This is a genomic window from Streptomyces sp. NPDC048523, from assembly GCF_043199815.1.
Classification (GTDB): domain Bacteria; phylum Actinomycetota; class Actinomycetes; order Streptomycetales; family Streptomycetaceae; genus Streptomyces.
Genome location: NZ_JBICWQ010000011.1, coordinates 1 through 21,905, shown reverse-complemented (window position 1 = coordinate 21,905; position 21,905 = coordinate 1). Strand labels below are relative to the sequence as shown.

Here is a 21,905-nt window from a genome sequence, read left to right as displayed (position 1 = left end):
CATGCCCACGTTGATCCTTGTCAGGCACGGACGATCCACCGCGAACACCGAGGGGCTGCTCGCCGGGTGGACGCCCGGGGTCGCCCTGGACGAGCGCGGCTCCGCGCAGGCCGCCTCGCTGCCCGGACGCCTTGAAGGGGTGCCGATCTCCGAGGTCGTCGCCAGCCCCCTGCAGCGCTGCCAGGAAACCATCCGGCCGCTGCTCGACGCCCGGCCCGGCCTCCCCGCGCACAGCGACGAGCGCATCGGGGAGTGCCACTACGGCGACTGGTCCGGGCGCAAGCTCGCCGAGCTGGGGGACGAGCCGCTGATGGAGGTCGTCCAGGCGCATCCGTCGGCGGCCGCGTTCCCCGGCGGCGAGTCCATGCGAGCGATGCAGACGCGCGCGGCGGAGGCCGTACGCGAGTGGAACGCGCGCGTGGAGCGCGATCACGGAGCCGACGCCGTCTACCTGATGTGCTCGCACGGCGACATCATCAAGTCGCTCGTCGCCGACGCACTCGGACTTCATCTCGACCTCTTCCAGAGGATCTCTGTGGAACCGTGTTCCATCACTGTCATCCGTTACACCCGTCTGCGGCCGTTTCTCCTCCGCCTCGGTGACACCGGTGACTTCGCCTCCCTGGTGCCGCGCGAGGAGGCCGCGGGCGGTGACGCCCCGGTCGGTGGTGGTGCGGGCGCACCGTGATCGTCGCGCGCAGTAGGGTGAAGCGGTTCGCACAAGCGGTTCACCCAAGCGCGTTCACGCATGGACGTTCCCGTCGTTGCCGTCGTTCCCCTACTCACGAATCCCATGGAGACAGGACGTGTCCCGTCAGGTGTTCCTCTATGACCCGCCGGACCGCTTCGTGGCCGGCACGGTCGGACTGCCCGGACGCCGTACGTTCTTCCTCCAGGCCACGGCCGGCCCCCGAGTGACCAGCGTGGCCCTGGAGAAGACGCAGGTGGCCGCTCTCGCCGAGCGGATGGAAGAACTCCTCGACGAGGTCGTGCGCCGCAGTGGCGGCAGCGCCCCCGTGCCGGCCGTGCCGCCCACCGAGATCGCCGACACCGCGCCCCTGGACACCCCCGTCGAGGAGGAGTTCCGGGTCGGCACCATGGCCCTCGCCTGGGACGGCGAGGAGCAGCGCATGATCGTCGAGGCGCAGGCCCTCGTGGAGCTCGAGGCCGACTCCGAGGAGGATCTCGCCGAGGCCGAGGAGAGACTCCTCCAGGACGAGGAGAACGGACCCCCGATGCTGCGGGTCCGGCTCACCGGCGCGCAGGCCCGGGCCTTCGCCAAGCGCGCCCTGGACGTCGTCAACGCGGGGCGGCCGCCGTGCCCGCTGTGCAGCCTCCCGCTCGACCCGGAAGGACACGTATGTCCGCGCCAGAACGGATACCGCCGCGGAGCGTGAGCACGGCAGAACTGCTCGCCCGGGGTGAGCTGACGGTACGCGGGCAGATCCGGGACGCCTCCAACGCGGTGCTGCACTGCTCCGTCTCGTACGAGGGCCAGGAGGTCCTGTGCGTCTACAAGCCGGTCCGCGGCGAGAGACCGCTGTGGGACTTCCCCGACGGCACCCTCGCCCAGCGCGAGGTCGCCGCGTACGAGGTGTCCGAGGCGACCGGCTGGGGGCTGGTGCCGCCCACCGTGCTGCGGGACGGGCCCTTCGGCGAGGGCATGTGCCAGCTGTGGATCGAGGGCGCGCCCGGCAGTGAGCTCCTCGCCCTGGTCGACGCCGAGGAGCCCGAGCCGGGCTGGAAGGCCATCGGCTTCGCCGAGGTCGGCGAGGGCAGGACCGCGCTGCTCGTGCACGCGGACGACGAGCGGCTGCGCAGGCTCGCCGTCCTCGACGCCGTGATCAACAACGCGGACCGCAAGGGCGGCCACCTGCTGCCCGCCGAGGGCGGCCGGCTCTACGGCATCGACCACGGCGTGACCTTCAACGTCGAGAACAAGCTGCGGACGCTGCTGTGGGGCTGGGCGGGGGAGCCGTTGACGGGGGAGGCGGTCGACGTCCTCAAAGGCCTCAAGGAGGCCCTGTCCGGCGAGCTGGCCGCCCGGCTGGCGGCTCTGATCACCCCGGCCGAACTCGACGCCACGCGCGCGCGTGTCGACGCGCTGCTGGACTTGGGGAAGCACCCGGAACCGAGCGGCGAGTGGCCGGCCATTCCCTGGCCGCCCGTTTAGCAGCACACTGCACACAGACCCGTACCGCGCAAGAAGGCCTTACCGGCCATCCGGCCCGGTCCGGTTCGTATACGGAACTTCCGTCCGGTTAGGCTCATGACATGCATGCCTGGCCCGCTTCCGAGGTCCCCGCCCTGCCTGGTCAGGGCCGCGACCTGAGGATCCACGACACCGCGACCGGTGGCTTGGTCTCCCTCGACCCCGGTCCCGTCGCCCGTCTCTACGTCTGCGGCATCACGCCGTACGACGCCACCCACATGGGGCACGCGGCGACCTACAACGCGTTCGACCTCGTGCAGCGCGTGTGGCTCGACACCAAGCGCCAGGTTCACTACGTCCAGAACGTCACCGACATCGACGACCCGCTCCTGGAGCGCGCCGAGCGGGACAGCCTCGACTGGGCCGCCCTCGCCGAGAAGGAGACGGCCCTCTTCCGCGAGGACATGACGGCCCTGCGGATGCTGCCCCCGCGGCACTACATCGGCGCGGTCGAGGCGATACCCGGGATCGTGCCGCTCGTCGAGCGGCTGCGGGACGCCGGTGCCGCGTACGAACTCGAAGGGGACGTCTACTTCTCCGTCGAGTCCGACCCGCACTTCGGCCAGGTCTCGAACCTCGACGCCGCCGCCATGCGGCTGCTGTCCGCCGAGCGCGGCGGCGACCCGGACCGTCCCGGCAAGAAGAACCCGCTCGACCCCATGCTGTGGATGGCCGCCCGCGAGGGTGAGCCGAGCTGGGACGGCGCCTCGCTCGGCCGTGGGCGCCCCGGCTGGCACATCGAGTGCGTCGCGATCGCCCTCGACCACCTCGGCATGGGCTTCGACGTGCAGGGCGGCGGCTCCGACCTCGCCTTCCCGCACCACGAGATGGGCGCCTCGCACGCCCAGGTGCTGACCGGCGAGTTCCCCATGGCCAAGGCGTACGTCCACGCCGGCATGGTCGGCCTCGACGGCGAGAAGATGTCCAAGTCCAAGGGCAACCTGGTCTTCGTGTCGCAGCTGCGGCGCGAGGGCGTCGACCCCGCCGCCATCCGGCTTGCGCTGCTCGCCCACCACTACCGGGCCGACTGGGAGTGGACCGACCAGGTCCTCCAGGACGCCGTGGACCGGCTGGGCCGCTGGCGTGCCGCTGTCTCGCGGCCGGACGGACCGTCCGCCGAGACCCTCGTCGAGGAGCTCCGCGAGGCCCTCGCGAACGACCTCGACGCGCCCACCGCGCTGGCCGCCGTCGACCGCTGGGCCGCCGTGCAGGAGGAGCGGGGCGGCACCGACATGGGCGCGCCAGGCGTGGTGACACGTGCGGTGGACGCACTGCTCGGCGTGGCCCTCTAGAACGGCCTCTGCCAGAAGCCGCGGCGACGGGGAAGCGCTCCTTGTCGCTGCGGCCACCGGTCAGGTCCCGTGCCGAACTGCCGCGGCCTCGGCGGGAGTTCATGGCGATAAGGACTGTGGCGGCGGCGGTCATGTGATGGGGTGGGGGCGTCGCTTGACCGTTCGGCCGGCCGTGCGCCGGCCCCCTTGCAGAAGGACGCACCGTGGCACTCGCAGACCGTTCCTTCGCACGTCGCACACTCCTGACCACGACCGCCGCGCTCAGCGGAGCGGCCCTGCTCGGCGGCACCGCGCACGCGGCCGAAACCCGGCACGCCGCGTGGCCCGCGCAGTTCCCCCTCCCCGACGGCTTCCGGCCCGAGGGCATCACCATCGGCTCCGAGCCGTACGCCTACTTCGGCTCGCTCGCGAACGGCGACATCTACCGGGCGAGCCTGGCCACCGGACGCGGCAAGGTCGTCGCGAAGGGCTCCGGGCGCCCGACCGTGGGCCTGAAGATCGACCGGCACGGCAGACTCTTCCTCGCCGGCGGCGACAGCGCCGAGATACGGACCGTCGACGCCCGCTCCGGCGAGACCGAGCAGGTGTACGCCACCGGCGGCACCTTCGTGAACGACGTGATCCTCACCCCGGGCGCCGCCTGGTTCACCGACTCCTTCAAGCCGGTGCTCTACAAGCTGGCCAAGGGCGCGCTGACGACCGTACCGCTGAGCGGGGACTGGCAGCAGGGCCCCGACTTCACGGCCAACGGCATCGAGCGCACACCCGACGGCCGCGCCCTGCTCGTGGTGAACGACTTCGCGGACGGCGGCAGTCTCCTGCGGGTCGACCCGCGCACCGGCGCCGCGCGCGCCGTCGACCTGGGCGGGACGAAACTCCCCAACGGCGACGGCCTGTTGCTGCGCGGCCGGATCCTCTACGTCGTCCAGCAGCGGCAGAACGCGATCGACGTGTTCCGGCTGAACGACTCGGGCACCCGGGGCACCGCGATCGCCCGGATCACCGACCCGCGCTTCCGCATCCCGACGACGGTCGCCGCCTGGGGCGGGCGGCTGTACCTGCCCAACGCGCGCTTCGACGTGGAGCCGACGCCCACCACCGATTACGACGTGGTGGCGGTGCGGCAGGTCTGACATGGCCGAGGGCGGTGCGCATCCCGCGCACCGCCCTCACCATCCTGACCGACCCCGGCCCGGCCCCCGCCCGGACCCCGCCCGGCCCCGGCTCAGTCCTCCGGCGAGGAGTCCTCGTCGTCCGTCTCCGGCTCGCGCTCCGGTTCCGTCTCCGCCTCCGGCTTCGGCGCCTTGGGAGGCTTCGTACGGCCACCGGGGCTGTCCCGCAGATAGGTCGTGCTGTCGCTGCCGTCCGCGGTCGCGTGTCCGCCCGGCTGACCCGGCTGGCCGCCGTCCCGGCGCCGCAGATACCGCTCGAACTCCCGGGCGATCGCCTCTCCCGAGGCCTCCGGCAGCTCCGCGGTGTCCCGGGCCTCCTCCAGCGTCTGGACGTACTCCGCGACCTCGCTGTCCTCGGCGGCCAGTTGGTCCACGCCCACCTGCCAGGCGCGCGCGTCCTCGCCCAGCTCGCCCAGCGGGATCCGCACGTCGATCAGGTCCTCCAGACGGTTCAGGAGGGCCAGCGTCGCCTTCGGGTTCGGCGGCTGCGACACATAGTGCGGAACGGCCGCCCACAGCGACACCGCGGGCACGCCCGCGTGGGTGCAGGCCTCCTGGAGGATGCCGACGATGCCCGTGGGGCCCTCGTACTTGGTCTCCTCCAGGTCCATCCGCCGGGCCAGGTCCGCGTCGGACGTGGTCCCGCTGATCGGTACCGGACGGGTGTGCGGGGTGTCACCGAGCAACGCGCCGAGGATCACCACCAGTTCCACGCCCAGTTCATGGGCGAAGCCCAGCAGCTCGTTGCAGAACGAGCGCCAGCGCATCGACGGTTCGATGCCTCGGACGAGTACGAGATCGCGCGGCTTCTCCCCGCCGACGCGGACCACCGACAACCTTGTCGTCGGCCATGTGATCTTGCGCACTCCGCCGTCCAGCCACACCGTGGGACGGTTCACCTGGAAGTCGTAGTAGTCCTCGGCGTCGAGCGCCGCGAACACCTCGCCCTTCCACTCCTTGTCCAGATGCGCGACCGCGGTGGAGGCGGCGTCGCCGGCGTCGTTCCAGCCCTCGAACGCGGCCACCATGACCGGGTCGATCAGCTCGGGAACCCCCTCGAGCTCGATCACCCAGCGCCTCCTTCCGACGTGCCCTCGCCTAACGCACCAACCTTACGGCGTCCGGCGGGGGCGCCCGCAGCCCCCTTGCACGGGGGAGTGAACGATCACTGCCCCGTTCGCCACCCCCGAACACCCCGCCCTTCGGGCAGGGCGTCCCCGGAGCGGCTCACAGCGTGGAGCGCAGCCACTGTTCGACGCTCGCGATGTGGACCGTCGCCCAGGAGCGGGCCGCCTCGCCGTCCCGGTCCCGCAGGGCCGCCAGGATCGCGCGGTGCTCGTGCAGGGTGCGGCTGACCGCGTCCTCCTGGGTCAGGCCGCGCCAGATGCGGGCCCGGGTGGTGGGCCCGGACAGGCCGTCCATGAGAGAGCAGAGCACGGAGTTGCCGGAACTCTGCACGATCCCCCGGTGGAAGTCGAGATCACAGGCGACCAGCTCCTCCACCGAGGGGCTGTCACCGAGCTTGTCCAACTGTGCGCCCAGCGCGTCCAGTTGCTGCTCGCTGATCCGGGAGGCGGCCATCGCGGTGGCGGCCGGCTCCAGGATGCGGCGCACGGCCAGGAACTCCAGGACCGTGTCGTCGCGGTGGAAGTCCACGACGAAGCTCAGCGCCTCCAGCAGGAGCTGAGGGTCCAGGCTGGTCACGTAGGTGCCGTCGCCCTGCCGCACGTCCAGGATGCGGATCAGCGACAGCGCCCGCACGGCCTCGCGCAGCGAGTTGCGGGACAGCCCCAGCTCGGAGGCGAGCTCGCTCTCCTTGGGGAGCCGGTCGCCGGGGCGCAGCGCGCCGGAGACGATCATGCCCTTGATCTTCTCGATCGCCTCGTCGGTGACAGCCATGTGCGGCCTCCTTCTCGCCCCGTGGTGCGCTGAGACGTCGGATGTATCAGCTCATTATGCGGTCCCCGCAGGACGGGGCGCGTCCAGACCCAGCAGGTCGAAGCGGACCGCCGACCGAGTCGTTCCCCCAGGCCATGTACGGTGGCGAGACCCACCGCAATATCAGGAGTGCCCCGAAATGCCCCAGGAACTGCGTGCTGTCGAATGGACCGGATCCGGTCTCGCGCTCATCGACCAGACGCTGCTCCCGCATCGCACCGAGACGAGGGTGGTCCGCGATGTGGACACTCTGGTGGACGCGATCCAGCGCCTCGTCGTGCGGGGCGCCCCGGCCATCGGGGCGGCCGGGGCCTACGGCGTCGCGCTGGCTCTGCTCGAGGGGGAGCGGGAGGGGTGGTCGCAGGCAGAGGTGCGTGCGGCCGTCGCCCGGGTCCGGGAGGCCCGCCCGACCGCCGTCAATCTCATGGTGTGCGTGGACCGGGTGATGACCCGCTTCGAGGAGGGGCTCGACGCGGTGCTGCGGGAGGCCGAGGCGGTCCAGCGCGAGGACGTCTCGGCGAACCGGGCGATGGGTGCGTTCGGCGCGGACTGGCTGCTCGAACGGGTCGGCCGGGACCGCCCGTTGCGGATCCTGACGCACTGCAACACCGGTGCGCTGGCGACGGCCGGGTGGGGCACGGCCCTCGGCGTCATCCGTGAACTCCACGCGCGCGGACGCCTGGAGGTCGTCTACGCCGACGAGACGCGTCCCCTGCTCCAGGGGTCCCGGCTCACCGCCTGGGAGCTGGTCCAGGAGGGCATCCCGCACTTCGTCCAGGCCGACGGTGCCGCCGCAGGAACGATCCTGCGCGGAGAGGTCGACGCAGCGGTCGTCGGCGCGGACCGCATCGCGGCCAACGGCGACACGGCGAACAAGGTGGGCACGGTGGCCCTCGCCCTGGCCTGCGCCGACGCGGGCATCCCGTTCCTGGTGGCGGCACCGACCACGACGGTCGACCTCGCCACCAAGAGCGGCGACGACATCCACATCGAACTGCGCGACGGGTCCGAGGTGTTGGAGTGGGGCGGCGTGCGGACCGCTCCGGCGCAGTCCCGCGGCCACAATCCGGCCTTCGACGTGACACCGGGGCGCCTGGTGACCGGCCTGGTGACCGAGCGGGGCGTGCTGGAGGTCTCGGCGGGCGAACTCCCGGGCGACCGGCTGAAGTAGCCGCCCGGGCGAAAGAGGGGATCCCGCAGCGGGGCCCCCTCCCGGTGCCTCAGCGGCCCGTCAGCTCCAACTCCAGCAGCCACTCCACCACTTCGGTGTGATGCCGGGCCTGCCGGGGATCCGCACCCCACACGTACAGCCCGTGCCCGGCCACGACCACCGCCGGCATCCGGGGGTCCCGCGCTGCCTCCAGGCGGTCACCGAGCACCTTCATGTCCTGGCTGTTGGCGATGACCGGCAGGGTCACCTCGACGTCGTGTGCGCTCTGGCCGACGCCCTTGAGCATCTCCAGGTCGCTGAAAACGATCCCGCCCGGCTTCCGCCTGCCCATGGCCACCGAGGCGACGGTGTGCACGTGGACCACGGCACCGGCTCCGGTGAGCGCCGCGACGCGCGCGTGCAGCTCGGCCTCGGCGGACGGCTTCCCGCCCCGCACGGCGGCACCCTGGCCGTCGACCAGCACCACGTCCGCGGGCGTCAGTTCACCCTTGTCGTGCCCGCTGGCGGTGACGGCGAGCCGCAGCGGCTCGCGGGAGAGCACCACGGACAGGTTCCCGGACGTCCCCCGCATCCAGCCGAAGGAGGCGAAACGGGCGGACTCGGAGGCGAGGACCGCCCCCGCCTCCTCCAGGTCGAGTGCGCTGATGTCGGCGGTCACGAAGTGCTCCTTGAAACGGTGATCTCGTCGAACGTCCCCGCCGCGGCGTGGTCGCCGACACCCTGTTCGAAGTACGGCTCCCCGGGCCGCCGGACCCCGACGGCGTGCCAGCCCGCCTCGCGGGCCGCGTCCAGCTCGCCGGGCCGGTCGGAGAGGAACAGCAGACGGCCCGGCGCGACGCCGGTCGCCGAGGCGATCCGGCGGTACGACTCCGCCTCCTGCTTGGGCCCGGCGTTCTCCGTGTCGTAGAGCCCGGAGACCAGCGGGGTGAGGTCGCCCTCCGGGCTGTGGGTGAACCACGCCCGCTGCGCGGCGACCGACCCCGACGAGTAGACGTGAAGCCGGACGCCCGCGGCGTGCCAGGCGCGCAACCGCGGTACGACGTCGTCGTAGAAGTGCGAGACGAGGTCGCCGCGGGCGAAGCCCTCGGACCAGACGATGCCCTGGAGGGTCTTGAGGGGGGTCGCCTTGCGGTCCTCGTCGAGCCAGGCGTTGAGCGCCTTCTCGACGCGGACGGCGTCGGCGTCCGGTTCGCCGATCTCCTCGCGGACCTGGGCGACGGCCCGCGCCACCTCGGGGTCCCCGGACCGCTCGGTGAGCAGCGCGGCGAACCGCGAGCGGGAGTACGGGTACAGCACGTCGACGACGAACCCCGTGGCGCTCGTGGTGCCCTCGATGTCGAGGACCACGGCGTCGACGTCGTGGCGCAACGTCATGCGGCGGTCCTGTCGGCCTCGTAACCGGACGCGATGGTGTCGTAGTCCGGGAAGCGGGAGGCGATGGGGGAACCGGTGAAGGTGCCGACCCAGCCGTCCTCCTCGTGGAAGAAGCGGATCGCGGTGAACGACGGACGGGTGCCCATGTCGAACCAGTGCGTGGTGCCGCGCGGCACGCCGAGCAGGTCGCCCTTCTCGCAGAGGACCGCGTGCACCTCGCCGTTCACGTGCAGGTAGAAGATGCCGGAGCCGGAGACGAAGAAGCGGACCTCGTCATCGTCGTCGTGGGTGTGCTCCTGGAGGAACTTCTCGCGGGCCGCCTTGGCCTTCGCGGGGAACTCCGGGTCCTCGCTCGGGTGCAGACCGAGGACGTCGACGGTGGTGAAGCCCTCCTCGGCGTTCAGCTTGTCGATCTCGGGGCCGTAGGCGGCGAAGACCGTCTCGCTGTCGGCGTCGGACGGGACGTCCTCGCGGATCGGCCACTGCTCGTAGCGCACACCGATCGGCTTGAGCGCCTCGGCGATCTCGACGGGGTCCGACGTGCGGCGGACCAGGGTCTCGGGGCCGGACTCGGACCAGGTGGTCAGCAGCGTCATGAGAGCAACTCCAGGATTCTGGAAGGAAAGTCCGGATACTGAGACAAGCACCGGACGGAAGGAGGAGGAAGAGGGACGGCGGAGGACGGTCGGCGGCGGTGGGTCAGCCGCGACACGGCGCGCCGGGACAGCGGTGCATGCCGGGCATACACGTCGCTTTCGCGCCAGGTGTCGTCATCGGAGCCTCACTGTGCCGGGTCGGGTGCCGGTTCTGCGATGGTAACTCCGGGCAGGCAGGCGCTCCGGTGTGACGTAGTCGTTGTCTCACTTGGTGAGAAAGCGGTTCCATATCTTTGACGTGTGGCTGAAAACGTTCTCATGATCTGCGTATGAAGACGCTGCTGCTCGTGCGGCGGCTGTACGTGGACTTGCTCCGGTCGACCACAGCCAGCTGTCGCTGACCCGTCCCGGAGCCCTCGCGCGCCCCCGCCACCCCTGACATCAGTGGCGCATTTCTTTCGCTCGCTCCGGGACACGCACTCCCTCTGTCTTCCTCACCCCGTACCTGGAGCCCCTCATGTCCCGTACCCGTCTGCCCCTCGCCGCGCTGTCCCTCGCGTCCGTCTCCGCCCTCGCGCTCGCGGGCTGCTCGCAGTCCACGGACGCGTCGAAGAACACCGGCGGCACCACCGCCTCCGCCTCGGCCGCCACCGGCAAGAAGCCCGCCCCCTTCAGTGCCGGCGCGGTCAAGGTGGCCCTGGTCCGGCAGAGCGGCGCCGGCGACTACTTCGAGCAGTGGGGCAACGGCGCCAAGGCCCAGGCCAAGGCCCTCGGCATCGACCTGACCGTGTACGACGCCCAGGCCGACAACGCCAAGCAGGCCACCGATCTGTCCTCGGCGATCAACTCCGGCGCCAAGGCGATCATCATCGACCACGGCTTCCCGGCCACGATCCAGCCGGAGATCGACAAGGCCGTCAAGAAGGGCATCAAGGTCGTCGTCTACGACGTCGAGACCCCCACCAAGGGCGTGGTGAGCACCGAGCAGGACGACGCCAGCATGGCGCAGGCCGTCCTCGACGTGATGTCCAAGGACCTCGGCAAGAACGCCAAGGTCGGCTACGTCAACGTCGCCGGCTACGCCGCCCTCGACAAGCGGAACACCGTCTGGGCCGAGGAAGTCGCCGCGCAGGGCTGGAAGCAGCAGTTCAAGGTCGGCAAGGTCACCGACTCCACGGCCACCGACAACGTTCCCCTGGTCTCCGCCGCGCTCACCCAGCACTCGGACGTGACCGGCGTCTTCGCCCCCTACGACGAGCTCGCCAAGGGCACGGTCCTCGCCGTCCAGAACAAGAAGCTCCAGGACAAGGTGAAGGTCTTCGGCGCGGACGTCTCCAACGCCGACATCCAGCAGATGACCGCCGCCGACAGCCCGTGGGTCGCCACCGCCGGCACCGACCCGTCCGCGGTCGGCGCCGCCGTAGTCCGTACCACCGCCCTGGAGCTGGCCGGTCAGCTGGGCAAGAGTTCGGTGGAGTTCCCGGCCGTCGCCATCACCCAGGACTTCCTGCGCGAGAAGAAGATCGAGAACATGGACCAGCTGCGTGAGGCGCTGCCCGCGCTGAACCTGTCGCAGGTGTCGACCGCCGACTGGATCTCGAATGTCGCCCACTGAGGCTCCCGCTGTCGCCCTGACCGACGTCAGCATGGCGTTCGGCGGCAAGACCGTCCTCGCCTCCGTCACCCTCGACATCGCCCCGGGCAGCGTGACCGCGCTGCTCGGCGCGAACGGCGCCGGCAAGTCCACGCTGATCAAGATCCTGTCGGGCGTGCACACGGACCACGGGGGTCAGGTGCGGGTGGCCGGCGAGCCCGCGGCCCTGCGGTCCCCGCTCGCCGCCCGCCAGTTGGGCATCCAGACGGTGCACCAGCGCATCGGTGAGGGCATCGTGCCGGGCCTCACGGTCGCCGAGAACCTGGTCTTCGAGGAACTGGCACAGGCGCGCGGCAACCCCTTCCTGAACAGGCGCCGCGTCCTCGCGCGGGCCCGCGAGATCCAGGCGGGCCTCGATCTCGGCTGGAGCGACTCGGTGCTGCGCCGCGATGTGAGCGAACTCGGCATCTCCGACCGCCAGTTGCTGATCCTCGCCCGCGCCCTGGCCACCCGCCCCCGGCTGCTGATCCTCGACGAACCCACCTCGGCCCTGTCCGCCACCGAGGCCGAACGCCTCTTCGCGCTCGTCGAGAAGATGCGCGACGACGGCATCGCGGTCCTCTACGTCTCCCACCGCCTCGGCGAGATCGACGCGCTCGCCGACCGCCTGGTCGTCCTGCGGGACGGCCGTCTCACCGAGGACCAGGCCAAGCCCTTCGACTGGGACAGCGCCCTGCGCGCGATGCTGGCCCAGGCCCAGGAGGCGACGACGGCACGGCCGGTGCGGGAAGGCGCCGAAGGCGAGGTCGCGCTCTCGCTGCGCGGCGTACAGCTCTTCGAGGGCCGATCGCTCGACCTCGACCTGCGCACCGGCGAAGTCACCGGAGTCGTGGGCCTGCTGGGCGCGGGCAAGACCGAACTGGCCCGCGGCCTGTTCGGCGCCGAGCCCTTCGCCGCCGGATCCGTCCAGCTGGACGGCACACCGTATGCGCCGAAAAGGCCCTCCGACGCGATCCGCAAACGCGTCCACCTCGTCCCCGAGGACCGGCACGCCGACGCGCTCGTCCCCGGCTGGTCCCTGGCCCAGAACATCTCGCTGCCGTTCCTGAAGTCGCTGTCCAGGACGGGGCTGGTGAACACGGCCAAGGAGGACGCCCTCGGCCGCCACACCATCGAGGCCCTCGGCGTGGTCGCCCGCGACGAGCACAGCACCGTGGAGGAGCTGTCCGGCGGCAACCAGCAGAAGGTCGTCGTCGGCCGCTGGCTCGCCGAGACACCCCGTGTCCTCATCCTGGACGAGCCGTTCCGAGGCGTGGACATCGGGGCCCGGCGTGACATCGGCCGCCGGGCCCGCACCCTCGCCGCCGAGGGCGCCGCCGTACTCGTCCTGTCCGCGGACGTCGACGAGGTCCTGGAGATCGCCGACCGGGTCGTCGTGCTCGCCGCCGGTGAGATCCACCTCGACGCGTACGGCGAGGACGCGGAACGCGACCGCGTCATCCAGACCATCTCCGCGTCCGTGTGACCCCGGCTCCCTGAGGAACTACGCCATGACCACCACCCAGAGCACGGAAGTCCCCACGAAGGCGACGCTCCCGCCCGCCGACAGCACCGCCGTACGCGTCCAGAACGCCGTCATCAAGTACGGCTTCATCTTCGTCACGGTCGCGCTGTTCCTGTACTTCGCGCTGAGCGAGGGCTCCTTCCGCGAGTCGGCGACCCTCCTGGACACCCTGCGGTACGTCTCCGTCGCCGCGATCCTCGGCCTCGGCGTCACCCTCACCATGGCCGTCGGCGGAATGGACATGTCCGTCGGCGCGGTCGCGGGCCTCGGCGTCTCGGTCGCCGCCCAGACGATGGTCGTCCAGAACCAGGTCGGCGCGGTCGCGATCATCGCGGTCCTCGTGGCGGGCGCCCTCGCGGGCCTGCTCAACGCCCTGCTCATCGTCGTACTGAAGATCCCCGACATGCTCGCCACCCTCGGCACCATGTTCGTCATCCAGGGCGGCAAGCTGATCCTGGTCGACGGTCAGTCCATCACCCCGGGGATGACCCTGGACGACGGCACCACGGCCCCCGGCAGGTTCACCGCCGGCTTCCTGCGCATCGACCGCGGCACCGTGCTCGGCATTCCCGTCTCGGTCCTCATCTTCGGCGGACTGACGGTCGCCGCCTGGGTGTTCCTCGCCCGCACCCGCTGGGGCCGGGTGCTCTACGCGATCGGCGCCAACCCGGAGGCCTCCCGCCTGGCCGGCATCCGCGTCGGCGCGTACCGGGCACTGGCCTACGTCGTCTCCGGCGTCCTCGCCTCCATCGGCGGCCTGATCCTCGCCTCCCGTATCGGCCAGGGCGACGTCTCCGCCGGAACCTCCCAGCTCCTGGAGGCGGTGGCCGTGGCGCTGGTCGGCACCTCCGTCCTCGGCCGGGGCCGCCCGAACGTGTGGGGCACGGCCCTCGGCGCGGTGCTCATCGGCATCATCACCACCGGCCTGACCATCAAGGGCCTGCCGTACTACACCCAGGACGTCGTCGAGGGCGCGGTCCTCATCCTCGCCCTGGTCTTCAGCTTCACCCTGTCCAAGCGCCGCACGTCTTGAGGAGACACATGGGCTACCGCATCCTGGAGACCGACGACATCCCTGCGTACCTGCGCGAGCGCGGCCACTGGGACGACCTGGGCGACATCGCCGTACGGGAGGTCTCCGACGGCAACATGAACCGGGTCTTCCTCGCCTCCTCGGCCGACGGCAGCCGCAGCCTCGCCCTGAAGCAGGCCCTGCCCTGGGTGCGCGTGGCGGGCCCGTCCTGGCCGATGAACCCGGACCGCGCCGACGCCGAGGCCCGCGCCTACGAGCAGATCGCGAAGGTCGCCCCCGACGAGATACCGGCGATCCACGGCTACGACGGCGAGAACTACGCGCTCGTCATGGAGGACATGTCGGACCTGGAGGTCCTGCGCACCCTCCTGAACGAGGGCGCCTCCTACGGCCCCCACACCTCGGCCCGCGTCGGCGAACTGGTGGCCCGGCTCTCCTTCGCCACCAGTGACTTCGGCATGCCGTCCGCCGAACGCAAGGCACTGATCGCCGCCTCGGTGAGCCCGGAGCTCTGCAAGATCACGGAAGACGTGGTGCTGTCGGAGCCGTACATCGAGCACGAACACAACCACTGGCACGAGGGCGTGGACGACCTGGCGGTCGCCTTCCGCGCGGACGCGACGCTCCGCACGGAGGTGGCCGAGCTCAGGCACCTGTTCATGACCGGCGCCCAGGCCCTCCTCCACGGGGACCTGCACACCGGCAGCATCATGGTCGGCGACCGCGAAGGGGCCCAGGTCGTCCGGGTCTTCGACCCCGAGTTCTCCTTCGTGGGGCCCGTCGGCTTCGATCTCGGCCTCTACTGGGCCAACGTCCTGGTCTCGGAGGAACGGGCCCGCGCGCTCGGTGGCTTGACGGACCACGCCGACCAACTCCGGCTGTCCTGGAAGGCGTTCGAGACGGAGTTCCGCCGCCTGTGGCCGACCCGGGTGGACCCGTTCTTCGACGACGCCTACCTGGACCGCTTCCTGAGGAAGGTCTGGACGGAGTCCCTCGGCTACGCGGGCACGGAGATCATCCGCCGCATCATCGGCTTCGCCCACCTGACGGACCTCACCACGCTCCCGGACCAGGTCCCGGCATCCCGGCGAGCCCTGCTGCTCGGTCGCGAACTCATCGTGCGCCGCGCCGAGTTGTCGTCGCCGAGCGCCGTACGCGATCTCGTGGCGTCACTCGTCTGAACGCTCTGCGGTCGTGTGTCCGACGACGAACCGGGCTCGGCACATCCGGCTCGTCACCGATGTGGGCGCCACGGCAGGCGAAGGGGGGCGGCTCCCTCGGCAGGGAGCCGCCCCCCTTCGCCTGCCGGCCCCTCCAGGGGAGGAGAGGGGCCGTTCTCGGGATGCCGGTCCAGGTCGGGGAGGGACCGGACCCGGGGCTACTGCTTGTCGAGCAGGTCCTGGACCTTCGCGCGGACCTCGTCCGTGGCCAGACCCCGGATCGTCAGCGTCGTACGGCGGCGCAGTACGTCGTCCGGCGTCTGGGCCCACTCGTTGTCCCGGGCGTACACGACCTGCGCCCAGATCTCCGGGGCGTCCGGGTGGACGCGCTCGCCCAGCTCGGGGTTCTCGTTCGCGAGGCGCGCGATGTCGAAGGCGAGGGAGCCGTAGTGGGTCGCCAGGTGCCTGGCCGTGTCGGCGGCCATGCGCGGACCCGGCGCCGGGTTGTCCACCAGCAGGCGGTGCGCGACCGCGCGCGGGTTGGCGACACCGGGCAGCGGAAGCCTCTTCGGCAGGGAGGAGATGGGCTCGTAGCCGTCACCGAGCGGAGCGCCCGGCAGCGCCTCCAGCTTCTGCATGACCGTACGGCCGATGTGCCGGAAGGTCGTCCACTTGCCGCCCGCGACGGACAGCATGCCGCCACGGCCCTCCGTCACCACCGTCTCGCGCTTGGCCTTCGCCGTGTCACCGGGACCGCCCGGCAGCACCCGCAGCCCCGCGAACGAGTAGGTGATCAGATCACGGGAGAGCTGCTGGTCGCGCACGGAGAACGCGGCCTCGTCGAGTATCTGGGCGGTGTCCTTCTCCGTGACCGTGACGTCCGCCGGGTCGCCCTCGAACTCCTCGTCCGTGGTGCCGAGCAGGAGCATGTCCTCCCAGGGCAGCGCGAAGGTGATCCGGTACTTGTCGATGGGGGTCGCGAGCGCGGCCTTCCACGGCGAGGTCCGCTTCAGGACCAGGTGCGCGCCCTTGGACAGGCGGATGGACGGCGCCGCGTTCGGGTCCTCCATCCTGCGCAGGTGGTCGACCCACGGCCCGGTCGCGTTCAGCACCAGCCGGGCGTTCACGCCGAACTCGTCACCGGACTGCCGGTCGCGCAGATCCGCGCCGGTCACCCGGCCCTTGGTGAACCGGAGGCCGGTCACCTCGGCGTGGTTGAGCACGACCGCGCCCGCCTCGACGGCCGCGCGGACCGTCATCAGCGCCATGCGCGCGTCGTTCATCTGGTCGTCGCCGTACACGGCCACGGCCTTGAGGTTGTCGGTGCGCAGCTCGGGCACGTCCTGCGCCGCCCGGGCGGGGGACAGGAGGTGGCCGACGCCGTCCCCGAACGCCGAGAGCGCGGAGTAGGCGAAGACGCCCGCCCCGAGCTTCGCGGCGCCGTGCGGCCCGCCCTTGTACACGGGGAGGTAGAAGGTGAGCGGGTTCGCCAGGTGAGGTGCCACCTGGCGGGAGACCGCACGGCGCTCGAAGTGGTTCTCCGCCACCAGCTTCACCGCGCCGGTCTGCAGATAGCGCAGACCGCCGTGGAGCAGCTTGGAGGAGGCGGAGGAGGTGGCGCCGGCGAAGTCGCCGGCGTCGACCAGTGCCACCCTGAGGCCGGACTGCGCGGCGTGCCAGGCGGTGGAGATGCCCAGGATGCCGCCGCCGATCACGAGGAGGTCGTACGACGCCTTGGAGAGCTGCTCCCGGGTCTCGGCGCGGCTCGGAAGGGAGCCGAAGGCCGGGCGCGTACCGAGGGCAGGCACGGACTGCAGGGTGGACTGACTGGTCATGTGGGGTTCTTACTCCTCATCAGAACGGCGAGATGAGCTTTTGTGAGCTCTCTCGTCAGTTCTCGTCCTCGAGCCAGCCCATGGTCCGCTCGACGGCCTTGAGCCAGCTCTTGTACTCACGGTCGCGCTTCTCCGCGGCCATGTTGGGGGTCCACTCGGCGGCCCGGCGCCAGTTGGCGCGCAGGTCGTCGGTGCTGGTCCAGAAGCCGACGGCGAGACCGGCGGCGTAGGCGGCACCGAGGCAGGTGGTCTCGGCGACCATCGGGCGCACCACGGGGGCGTCCAGGAAGTCCGAGAGCGTCTGCATCAGCAGGTTGTTGGAGGTCATGCCGCCGTCGACCTTGAGAGCCGCGAGCTCGACACCGGAGTCCTTGGTCATGGCGTCGCTGATCTCACGGGTCTGCCAGGCGGTGGCCTCCAGGACGGCACGGGCGATGTGCGCCTTGGTGACGTACCGGGTGAGGCCGGCGATCACACCGCGGGCGTCCGGGCGCCAGTACGGGGCGAAGAGCCCGGAGAACGCCGGCACGAAGTACGCGCCGCCGTTGTCGTCGACCGAGAGCGCGAGCGTCTCGATCTCGGCGGCGGTGGAGATCAGGCCCATCTGGTCGCGCATCCACTGCACCAGCGAACCGGTGACGGCGATGGAGCCCTCCAGGGCGTAGACCGGCTTGTCGTTGCCGATCCGGTAGCCGACCGTGGTCAGCAGCCCCGAGTACGAGTTGATGATCTTGTCACCGGTGTTCATCAGCATGAACGTGCCGGTGCCGTACGTCGACTTGGCCTCGCCCTCGGCGAAACAGGTCTGGCCGAACAGGGCCGCCTGCTGGTCGCCGAGCGCCGACGCGACGGGGATGCCGCCGAGGATGTCGCCGAGCTTCCCGCCGGTGACCTCGCCGTAGACCTCGGCGGAGGAGCGGATCTCCGGGAGCATCGACAGCGGCACGCCGATGGACTCGGCGATCTTCTCGTCCCACTCCAGCGTGTGGAGGTTCATCAGCATGGTGCGCGAGGCGTTGGTGACGTCGGTGTAGTGCTTGCCGCCGTTGACACCACCGGTCAGGTTCCAGATGACCCAGCTGTCCATGGTGCCGAAGAGGATGTCGCCGCGCTCGGCGCGCTCACGCAGGCCCTCGACGTTGTCGAGCAGCCAGCGGGCCTTGGGGCCGGCGAAGTAGGAGGCCAGCGGCAGGCCGGTCTCGCGGCGGAAGCGGTCCTGGCCGACGTTGCGGCCGAGTTCCCGGCACAGGGCGTCGGTGCGGGTGTCCTGCCAGACGATGGCGTTGTGGACGGGCTCACCGGTGTTCTTGTCCCAGAGGAGAGTGGTCTCGCGCTGGTTGGTGATGCCGATGGCCTTGATGTCGTCGCGGGTGATGCCGGCCTTCTGGATGGCTCCGGCGACGACTTCCTCGACGTTGGTCCAGATCTCGGTGGCGTTGTGCTCGACCCAGCCCGGCTTCGGGAAGATCTGCTCGTGCTCCTTCTGGTCGACCGAGACGATACGGCCGTCCCGGTCGAAGACGATGCAGCGGCTGGAGGTGGTGCCCTGGTCGATGGCGGCGATGAACGGGCCGGCGGTGTGGGCGTCGGTCACTGAGTGCTCCTGGGGTTCCGTGGGTGAAGGGGACGTTCTACCGGTGCTTTAAGCAAAAGCGACGTTGTAGATGCCTGCGGCGATCGCACCGCCGATCAGCGGACCCACGATCGGAACCCAGGCGTAGCTCCAGTCGGAGCCGCCCTTGTTGGGCAGGGGCAGGAGGGCGTGCACGATACGCGGGCCGAGGTCACGGGCCGGGTTGATCGCGTAGCCGGTCGGGCCACCGAGGGACAGACCGATGGAGACGACCACGAGCGCGGTGATCAGGGCGCCCAGGGTGCCCAGGCCCTTGCCGTCGCCGTTGAGACCCTGCGTGAGGACGGCCAGCACCAGCACGATCGTGCCGATGACCTCGGTGGCGACGTTCTGCCAGGCGACCCTGACCTCGGGGCCGGTGGAGAAGACGCCCAGGACCGGCCCGGCGCCCTTCTCCTGCGCCTCGACGGCCTTGGCGGTGGTGGCCTGCGCGCCGGGAGCGCCGACGATCTCCTTGTCGGTCAGGTGCGCGTGGAACTGGCCGTAGTAGGCGATCCAGACCAGCGCCGCGCCGATCATGGCGCCGAGCAGCTGACCGCCCCAGTAGATCGGGACGTCACTCCAGGAGATGCCGTCCTTCTTGAGCGCGAGCGCCAGGGTCACGGCCGGGTTGAGGTGGGCGCCCGAGAGCGGCGCCGAGGTGTATACGGCCGTCAGAACGGCGAAACCCCACCCGAAGGTGATGGCGAGCCAGCCGGCGTTACGGGCCTTGGAGGCCTTCAGCGTGACAGCGGCGCACACGCCACCGCCGAGCAGGATGAGTATGGCGGTACCGATGGTCTCGCCGATGAAGATGTCGGAGCTGGACACCCGCGACTCCTTTGTCCTTCGTCCAGGGGACCGAACCCCGGGTCCCTCCGGAGGTTCGAGCTGCCCTCGGGGGTGAGGGCGATGCCGGCCCTTGGCGTTGTCACACTCTAGCGCGTATTGCCGGTAGGTGTTCGACAATGCCGACCGATGGACGGGAGTCTTGCTCCGGGGTTACGTGCACGTCAAGAGTTCTGTTGTCGAAAACACGATCGTTATTCATGACTGTGAGTCAACGATCTTGTTCTGGCGGTTTGTGCCGTTGTGTCAGATACGGCAGAGGGCCGGTACGTCACCGACGCACCGGCCCTTCCCGCGGTCCTTCACGCGGTCCCTCGCGGTCCTTCGCGCTGCTCAGAACCGCCCGGCGCCCAGATCCCGCGAGACCGCGCGGGCGCAGTCCCGCACCGCCGCGATCAGTTCGGGACGCAGCGCGCCCTCCTCGTCGGGCCGGCACAGCCGCTCCACGGCGCCCGTGATGCCGACCGCGCCGACCGGCATCCGCCGCCGGTCGTGGATGGGCGCGGCGATGGACGCGACGCCCTCCCAGGTCTCCTCGACGTCCGCCGCGTACCCACGCGCGCGCGTGACGTCGAGGATCTGCTCGAAATCCTCCAGGTCGCACACGGTCCGTTCGGTGAACGCCTTGCGGTCGCTCTCCAGCGCCTCGCTGTGCGCCACCGGGTCGTAGGCCGAGAGCACCTTGCCGAGCGCCGTGCAGTGCAGGGGCTGCATGGCCCCGATCTCCAGCACCTGCCGGCTGTCGTCGGGCCGGAAGACGTGGTGCACGATCAGCACGCCCTGCTGGTGCAGCACGCCCAGATGGACGCTCTCGCCGCTGGAGCGGGCCAGGTCGTCCGTCCACACGAGCGCACGCGCGCGCAACTCGTGCACGTCCAGGTAGGTGGTGCCCAGGCGCAGCAGCTCGGCGCCCAGCTGATACCGCCCGGAGGGCTCGTCCTGCTCCACGAACCCCTCCGCCTGGAGGGTTCGCAGGATGCCGTGCGCGGTGCCCTTGGCGAGGCCCAGGGACGAGGCGATGTCCGACAGGCCGAGTCTCCGCTCGCCGCCCCCGAGGAGCCGCAGCATCGCGGCCGCCCGTTCCAGCGACTGGATGTTCCGTGCCATCGCCGTTCTGCCTCCGTCCCCTTCGACAGCCGCGTGTTACGGCGTCGCTGCCGGTGTTCGGCAATGTCGAACACTACCGGTCGATGCCGACCTCCCGCTAATGGTCGGTCGGCATCTGTTCCGCCACCGGCGACACGCTGGTGACCTGCCCGCCATCCTCGTCCGTCCCGTGGACGTGCCGACCATCCCCGTGGGGACCCGGCTACCCTGGCGTGGTGCGCCCGGCGTGGGACGTCTCGCGGGCGCCTGAAGCCGACAGCCGTCGCAACTGAGGGAGCCCTTTCATGGCCTCGTCGCCACTGACCCCTTCCGCCGACAGCCGGACCCGTGTGTCCGCGCTCCGTGAGGCGCTCGCCACCAGAGTGGTGGTGGCCGACGGAGCAATGGGAACCATGCTGCAGGCCCAGGACCCCACCCTCGAGGACTTCGAGAACCTCGAGGGCTGCAACGAGATCCTCAACGTGACCCGCCCGGACATTGTCCGCTCCGTCCACGACGCGTACTTCGCGGTGGGCGTCGACTGCGTCGAGACCAACACCTTCGGGTCCAACCACACGGCCGCGTCGGAGTACGACATCGCCGACCGGGTGCACGAACTGTCCGAGGCGGGCGCCCGGATCGCCCGCGAGGTGGCCGACGAGTACGCGGCCCGCGACGGCCGCCCGCGCTGGGTCCTGGGTTCCGTCGGCCCCGGCACCAAGCTGCCCACCCTCGGCCACATCGACTACGCCACGATCCGCGACGGCTACCAGGCCAACGTCGAGGGACTGCTCGCCGGCGGCGCCGACGCCCTGATCGTCGAGACCACCCAGGACCTGCTCCAGACGAAGGCCTCCGTGCTCGGCGCCCGCCGCGCCCTGGAGGCGACCGGCGCCGATGTCCCGCTGGTGGTCTCCATGGCCTTCGAGACCACCGGCACCATGCTGCTCGGCTCCGAGATCGGCGCCGCGCTCACCGCGCTGGAGCCGCTCGGCATCGACATGATCGGCCTGAACTGCTCGACCGGCCCGGCCGAGATGAGCGAGCACCTGCGCTACCTCGCCCGGCACTCCCGCATCCCCCTGCTGTGCATGCCGAACGCCGGTCTGCCGATCCTCACCAAGGACGGCGCGCACTTCCCGCTCGACCCCGAAGGCCTGGCCGACGCCCAGGAGACCTTCGTGCGCGACTACGGCCTCTCCCTGATCGGCGGCTGCTGCGGCACCACCCCCGAACACCTGCGCCAGGTCGTCGAGCGGGTCCGCGACCTCACGCCCGGTGAGCGCAACCCGCAGCCCGAGCCCGGCGCGGCCTCCCTCTATCAGACGGTCCCCTTCCGCCAGGACACCTCCTACCTGGCGATCGGCGAGCGGACCAACGCCAACGGCTCGAAGAAGTTCCGTGAGGCGATGCTGGA

General features: G+C 70.8%; 20 protein-coding genes. 11 read left to right on the top strand and 9 right to left on the bottom strand.

What is annotated here, in order from left to right; translation table 11 throughout:
• Position 1 precedes the first annotated feature (1 nt).
• The 5 genes from ACGFWE_RS37885 to ACGFWE_RS37865 all read left to right on the top strand — a co-directional run bounded on the left by ACGFWE_RS37885 (position 2) and on the right by ACGFWE_RS37865 (position 4,637).
• The gene (locus ACGFWE_RS37885) at positions 2-688 is read left to right on the top strand and encodes a histidine phosphatase family protein (RefSeq protein ID WP_352390946.1); all 687 of its coding nucleotides are present in this window, start codon (positions 2-4) and stop codon (positions 686-688) included.
• Positions 689-806: 118 nt separating this feature from the next.
• On the top strand, positions 807-1,397 hold the full coding sequence (locus ACGFWE_RS37880; RefSeq protein ID WP_352390947.1) for a DUF3090 domain-containing protein: 591 nt from the start codon (positions 807-809) through the stop codon (positions 1,395-1,397).
• Entirely contained in the window at positions 1,361-2,173 is an 813-nt protein-coding gene (locus ACGFWE_RS37875) for an SCO1664 family protein (protein ID WP_352390948.1), read from the top strand. The genes ACGFWE_RS37880 and ACGFWE_RS37875 overlap by 37 nt, the downstream gene beginning before the upstream one ends.
• A gap of 101 nt (positions 2,174-2,274) precedes the next feature.
• Complete coding sequence (gene mshC / locus ACGFWE_RS37870) at positions 2,275-3,504, top strand: cysteine--1-D-myo-inosityl 2-amino-2-deoxy-alpha-D-glucopyranoside ligase (RefSeq protein WP_352390949.1); 1,230 nt, start codon at positions 2,275-2,277, stop codon at positions 3,502-3,504.
• Between the two features lie 203 nt (positions 3,505-3,707).
• Positions 3,708-4,637, top strand: a complete 930-nt coding sequence (locus tag ACGFWE_RS37865) for an SMP-30/gluconolactonase/LRE family protein (protein ID WP_393604709.1) — start codon at positions 3,708-3,710, stop codon at positions 4,635-4,637.
• A 92-nt stretch (positions 4,638-4,729) separates the two neighbouring features.
• Here ACGFWE_RS37865 and ACGFWE_RS37860 read toward each other — a convergent pair whose 3' ends face one another.
• Complete coding sequence (locus ACGFWE_RS37860) at positions 4,730-5,746, bottom strand: PAC2 family protein (protein ID WP_352390951.1); 1,017 nt, start codon at positions 5,744-5,746, stop codon at positions 4,730-4,732.
• A gap of 157 nt (positions 5,747-5,903) precedes the next feature.
• Complete coding sequence (locus ACGFWE_RS37855) at positions 5,904-6,575, bottom strand: FadR/GntR family transcriptional regulator (RefSeq protein WP_123759673.1); 672 nt, start codon at positions 6,573-6,575, stop codon at positions 5,904-5,906.
• A 178-nt stretch (positions 6,576-6,753) separates the two neighbouring features.
• Here ACGFWE_RS37855 and mtnA point away from each other — a divergent pair, with 178 nt between their 5' ends.
• Positions 6,754-7,785: an S-methyl-5-thioribose-1-phosphate isomerase gene (gene mtnA, locus ACGFWE_RS37850; RefSeq protein ID WP_352390952.1), complete on the top strand. Its 1,032-nt coding sequence runs from the start codon at positions 6,754-6,756 to the stop codon at positions 7,783-7,785.
• A gap of 49 nt (positions 7,786-7,834) precedes the next feature.
• On the opposite strand, the gene mtnB is transcribed toward mtnA, so the two are convergent.
• The 3 genes from mtnB to ACGFWE_RS37835 are packed head-to-tail and all read right to left on the bottom strand — an operon-like array spanning position 7,835 to position 9,755.
• Positions 7,835-8,443 (bottom strand): methylthioribulose 1-phosphate dehydratase, encoded by a 609-nt coding sequence (mtnB, locus tag ACGFWE_RS37845; protein ID WP_352390953.1) that lies wholly within the window; start codon positions 8,441-8,443, stop codon positions 7,835-7,837.
• Positions 8,440-9,159 (bottom strand): acireductone synthase, encoded by a 720-nt coding sequence (mtnC, locus tag ACGFWE_RS37840; RefSeq protein ID WP_393604706.1) that lies wholly within the window; start codon positions 9,157-9,159, stop codon positions 8,440-8,442. The genes mtnB and mtnC overlap by 4 nt, the downstream gene beginning before the upstream one ends.
• Complete coding sequence (locus ACGFWE_RS37835; protein WP_352390955.1) at positions 9,156-9,755, bottom strand: cupin; 600 nt, start codon at positions 9,753-9,755, stop codon at positions 9,156-9,158. The genes mtnC and ACGFWE_RS37835 overlap by 4 nt, the downstream gene beginning before the upstream one ends.
• A gap of 517 nt (positions 9,756-10,272) precedes the next feature.
• Between ACGFWE_RS37835 and ACGFWE_RS37830 the strand changes: the two genes are divergently transcribed.
• Genes ACGFWE_RS37830 through mtnK form a run of 4 tightly spaced genes read left to right on the top strand, consistent with a single transcriptional unit; the run spans position 10,273 to position 15,127 of the window.
• Positions 10,273-11,370, top strand: coding sequence for a substrate-binding domain-containing protein (locus ACGFWE_RS37830; protein ID WP_352390956.1), 1,098 nt, complete (start codon positions 10,273-10,275; stop codon positions 11,368-11,370).
• The gene (locus ACGFWE_RS37825) at positions 11,357-12,874 is read left to right on the top strand and encodes a sugar ABC transporter ATP-binding protein (RefSeq protein WP_393604704.1); all 1,518 of its coding nucleotides are present in this window, start codon (positions 11,357-11,359) and stop codon (positions 12,872-12,874) included. Before ACGFWE_RS37830 ends, ACGFWE_RS37825 begins: the two co-directional genes overlap by 14 nt.
• 25 nt (positions 12,875-12,899) lie before the next feature.
• Entirely contained in the window at positions 12,900-13,946 is a 1,047-nt protein-coding gene (locus ACGFWE_RS37820) for an ABC transporter permease (protein ID WP_393604702.1), read from the top strand.
• 8 nt (positions 13,947-13,954) lie between these two features.
• A complete protein-coding gene (mtnK, locus tag ACGFWE_RS37815; RefSeq protein WP_393604700.1) occupies positions 13,955-15,127 on the top strand; it encodes an S-methyl-5-thioribose kinase in 1,173 nt (390 codons plus the stop codon).
• 197 nt (positions 15,128-15,324) lie between these two features.
• Here mtnK and ACGFWE_RS37810 read toward each other — a convergent pair whose 3' ends face one another.
• The 4 genes from ACGFWE_RS37810 to ACGFWE_RS37795 all read right to left on the bottom strand — a co-directional run bounded on the left by ACGFWE_RS37810 (position 15,325) and on the right by ACGFWE_RS37795 (position 20,509).
• Positions 15,325-16,941, bottom strand: coding sequence for an FAD-dependent oxidoreductase (locus ACGFWE_RS37810; RefSeq protein WP_393604698.1), 1,617 nt, complete (start codon positions 16,939-16,941; stop codon positions 15,325-15,327).
• Positions 16,942-16,996: 55 nt separating this feature from the next.
• Positions 16,997-18,535 carry a glycerol kinase GlpK gene (gene glpK, locus ACGFWE_RS37805; protein ID WP_352390961.1) on the bottom strand — a complete coding sequence of 513 codons (1,539 nt, stop codon included), beginning with the start codon at positions 18,533-18,535 and terminating at the stop codon, positions 16,997-16,999.
• A gap of 48 nt (positions 18,536-18,583) precedes the next feature.
• The gene (locus ACGFWE_RS37800; protein WP_352390962.1) at positions 18,584-19,384 is read right to left on the bottom strand and encodes an MIP/aquaporin family protein; all 801 of its coding nucleotides are present in this window, start codon (positions 19,382-19,384) and stop codon (positions 18,584-18,586) included.
• A 351-nt stretch (positions 19,385-19,735) separates the two neighbouring features.
• Positions 19,736-20,509, bottom strand: coding sequence for an IclR family transcriptional regulator (locus tag ACGFWE_RS37795; RefSeq protein ID WP_352390963.1), 774 nt, complete (start codon positions 20,507-20,509; stop codon positions 19,736-19,738).
• Positions 20,510-20,793: 284 nt separating this feature from the next.
• Here ACGFWE_RS37795 and ACGFWE_RS37790 point away from each other — a divergent pair.
• On the top strand, positions 20,794-21,905 hold a 1,112-nt coding region (locus ACGFWE_RS37790; protein WP_393604695.1), incomplete at its 3' end, for a homocysteine S-methyltransferase family protein.

What these genes read in the sequence shown, in the direction of transcription:
- ACGFWE_RS37885 (WP_352390946.1), top strand. Translation starts at nt 2, where the DNA reads ATGCCCACGTTGATCCTTGTCAGGCACGGACGATCCACCGCGAACACC.
- ACGFWE_RS37875 (WP_352390948.1), top strand. Translation starts at nt 1,361, where the DNA reads ATGTCCGCGCCAGAACGGATACCGCCGCGGAGCGTGAGCACGGCAGAA.
- mshC (WP_352390949.1), top strand. Translation starts at nt 2,275, where the DNA reads ATGCATGCCTGGCCCGCTTCCGAGGTCCCCGCCCTGCCTGGTCAGGGC.
- ACGFWE_RS37855 (WP_123759673.1), bottom strand. Translation starts at nt 6,575, where the DNA reads ATGGCTGTCACCGACGAGGCGATCGAGAAGATCAAGGGCATGATCGTC.
- mtnA (WP_352390952.1), top strand. Translation starts at nt 6,754, where the DNA reads ATGCCCCAGGAACTGCGTGCTGTCGAATGGACCGGATCCGGTCTCGCG.
- mtnC (WP_393604706.1), bottom strand. Translation starts at nt 9,159, where the DNA reads ATGACGTTGCGCCACGACGTCGACGCCGTGGTCCTCGACATCGAGGGC.
- ACGFWE_RS37835 (WP_352390955.1), bottom strand. Translation starts at nt 9,755, where the DNA reads ATGACGCTGCTGACCACCTGGTCCGAGTCCGGCCCCGAGACCCTGGTC.
- ACGFWE_RS37830 (WP_352390956.1), top strand. Translation starts at nt 10,273, where the DNA reads ATGTCCCGTACCCGTCTGCCCCTCGCCGCGCTGTCCCTCGCGTCCGTC.
- ACGFWE_RS37825 (WP_393604704.1), top strand. Translation starts at nt 11,357, where the DNA reads ATGTCGCCCACTGAGGCTCCCGCTGTCGCCCTGACCGACGTCAGCATG.
- ACGFWE_RS37820 (WP_393604702.1), top strand. Translation starts at nt 12,900, where the DNA reads ATGACCACCACCCAGAGCACGGAAGTCCCCACGAAGGCGACGCTCCCG.
- mtnK (WP_393604700.1), top strand. Translation starts at nt 13,955, where the DNA reads ATGGGCTACCGCATCCTGGAGACCGACGACATCCCTGCGTACCTGCGC.
- ACGFWE_RS37810 (WP_393604698.1), bottom strand. Translation starts at nt 16,941, where the DNA reads ATGACCAGTCAGTCCACCCTGCAGTCCGTGCCTGCCCTCGGTACGCGC.
- ACGFWE_RS37795 (WP_352390963.1), bottom strand. Translation starts at nt 20,509, where the DNA reads ATGGCACGGAACATCCAGTCGCTGGAACGGGCGGCCGCGATGCTGCGG.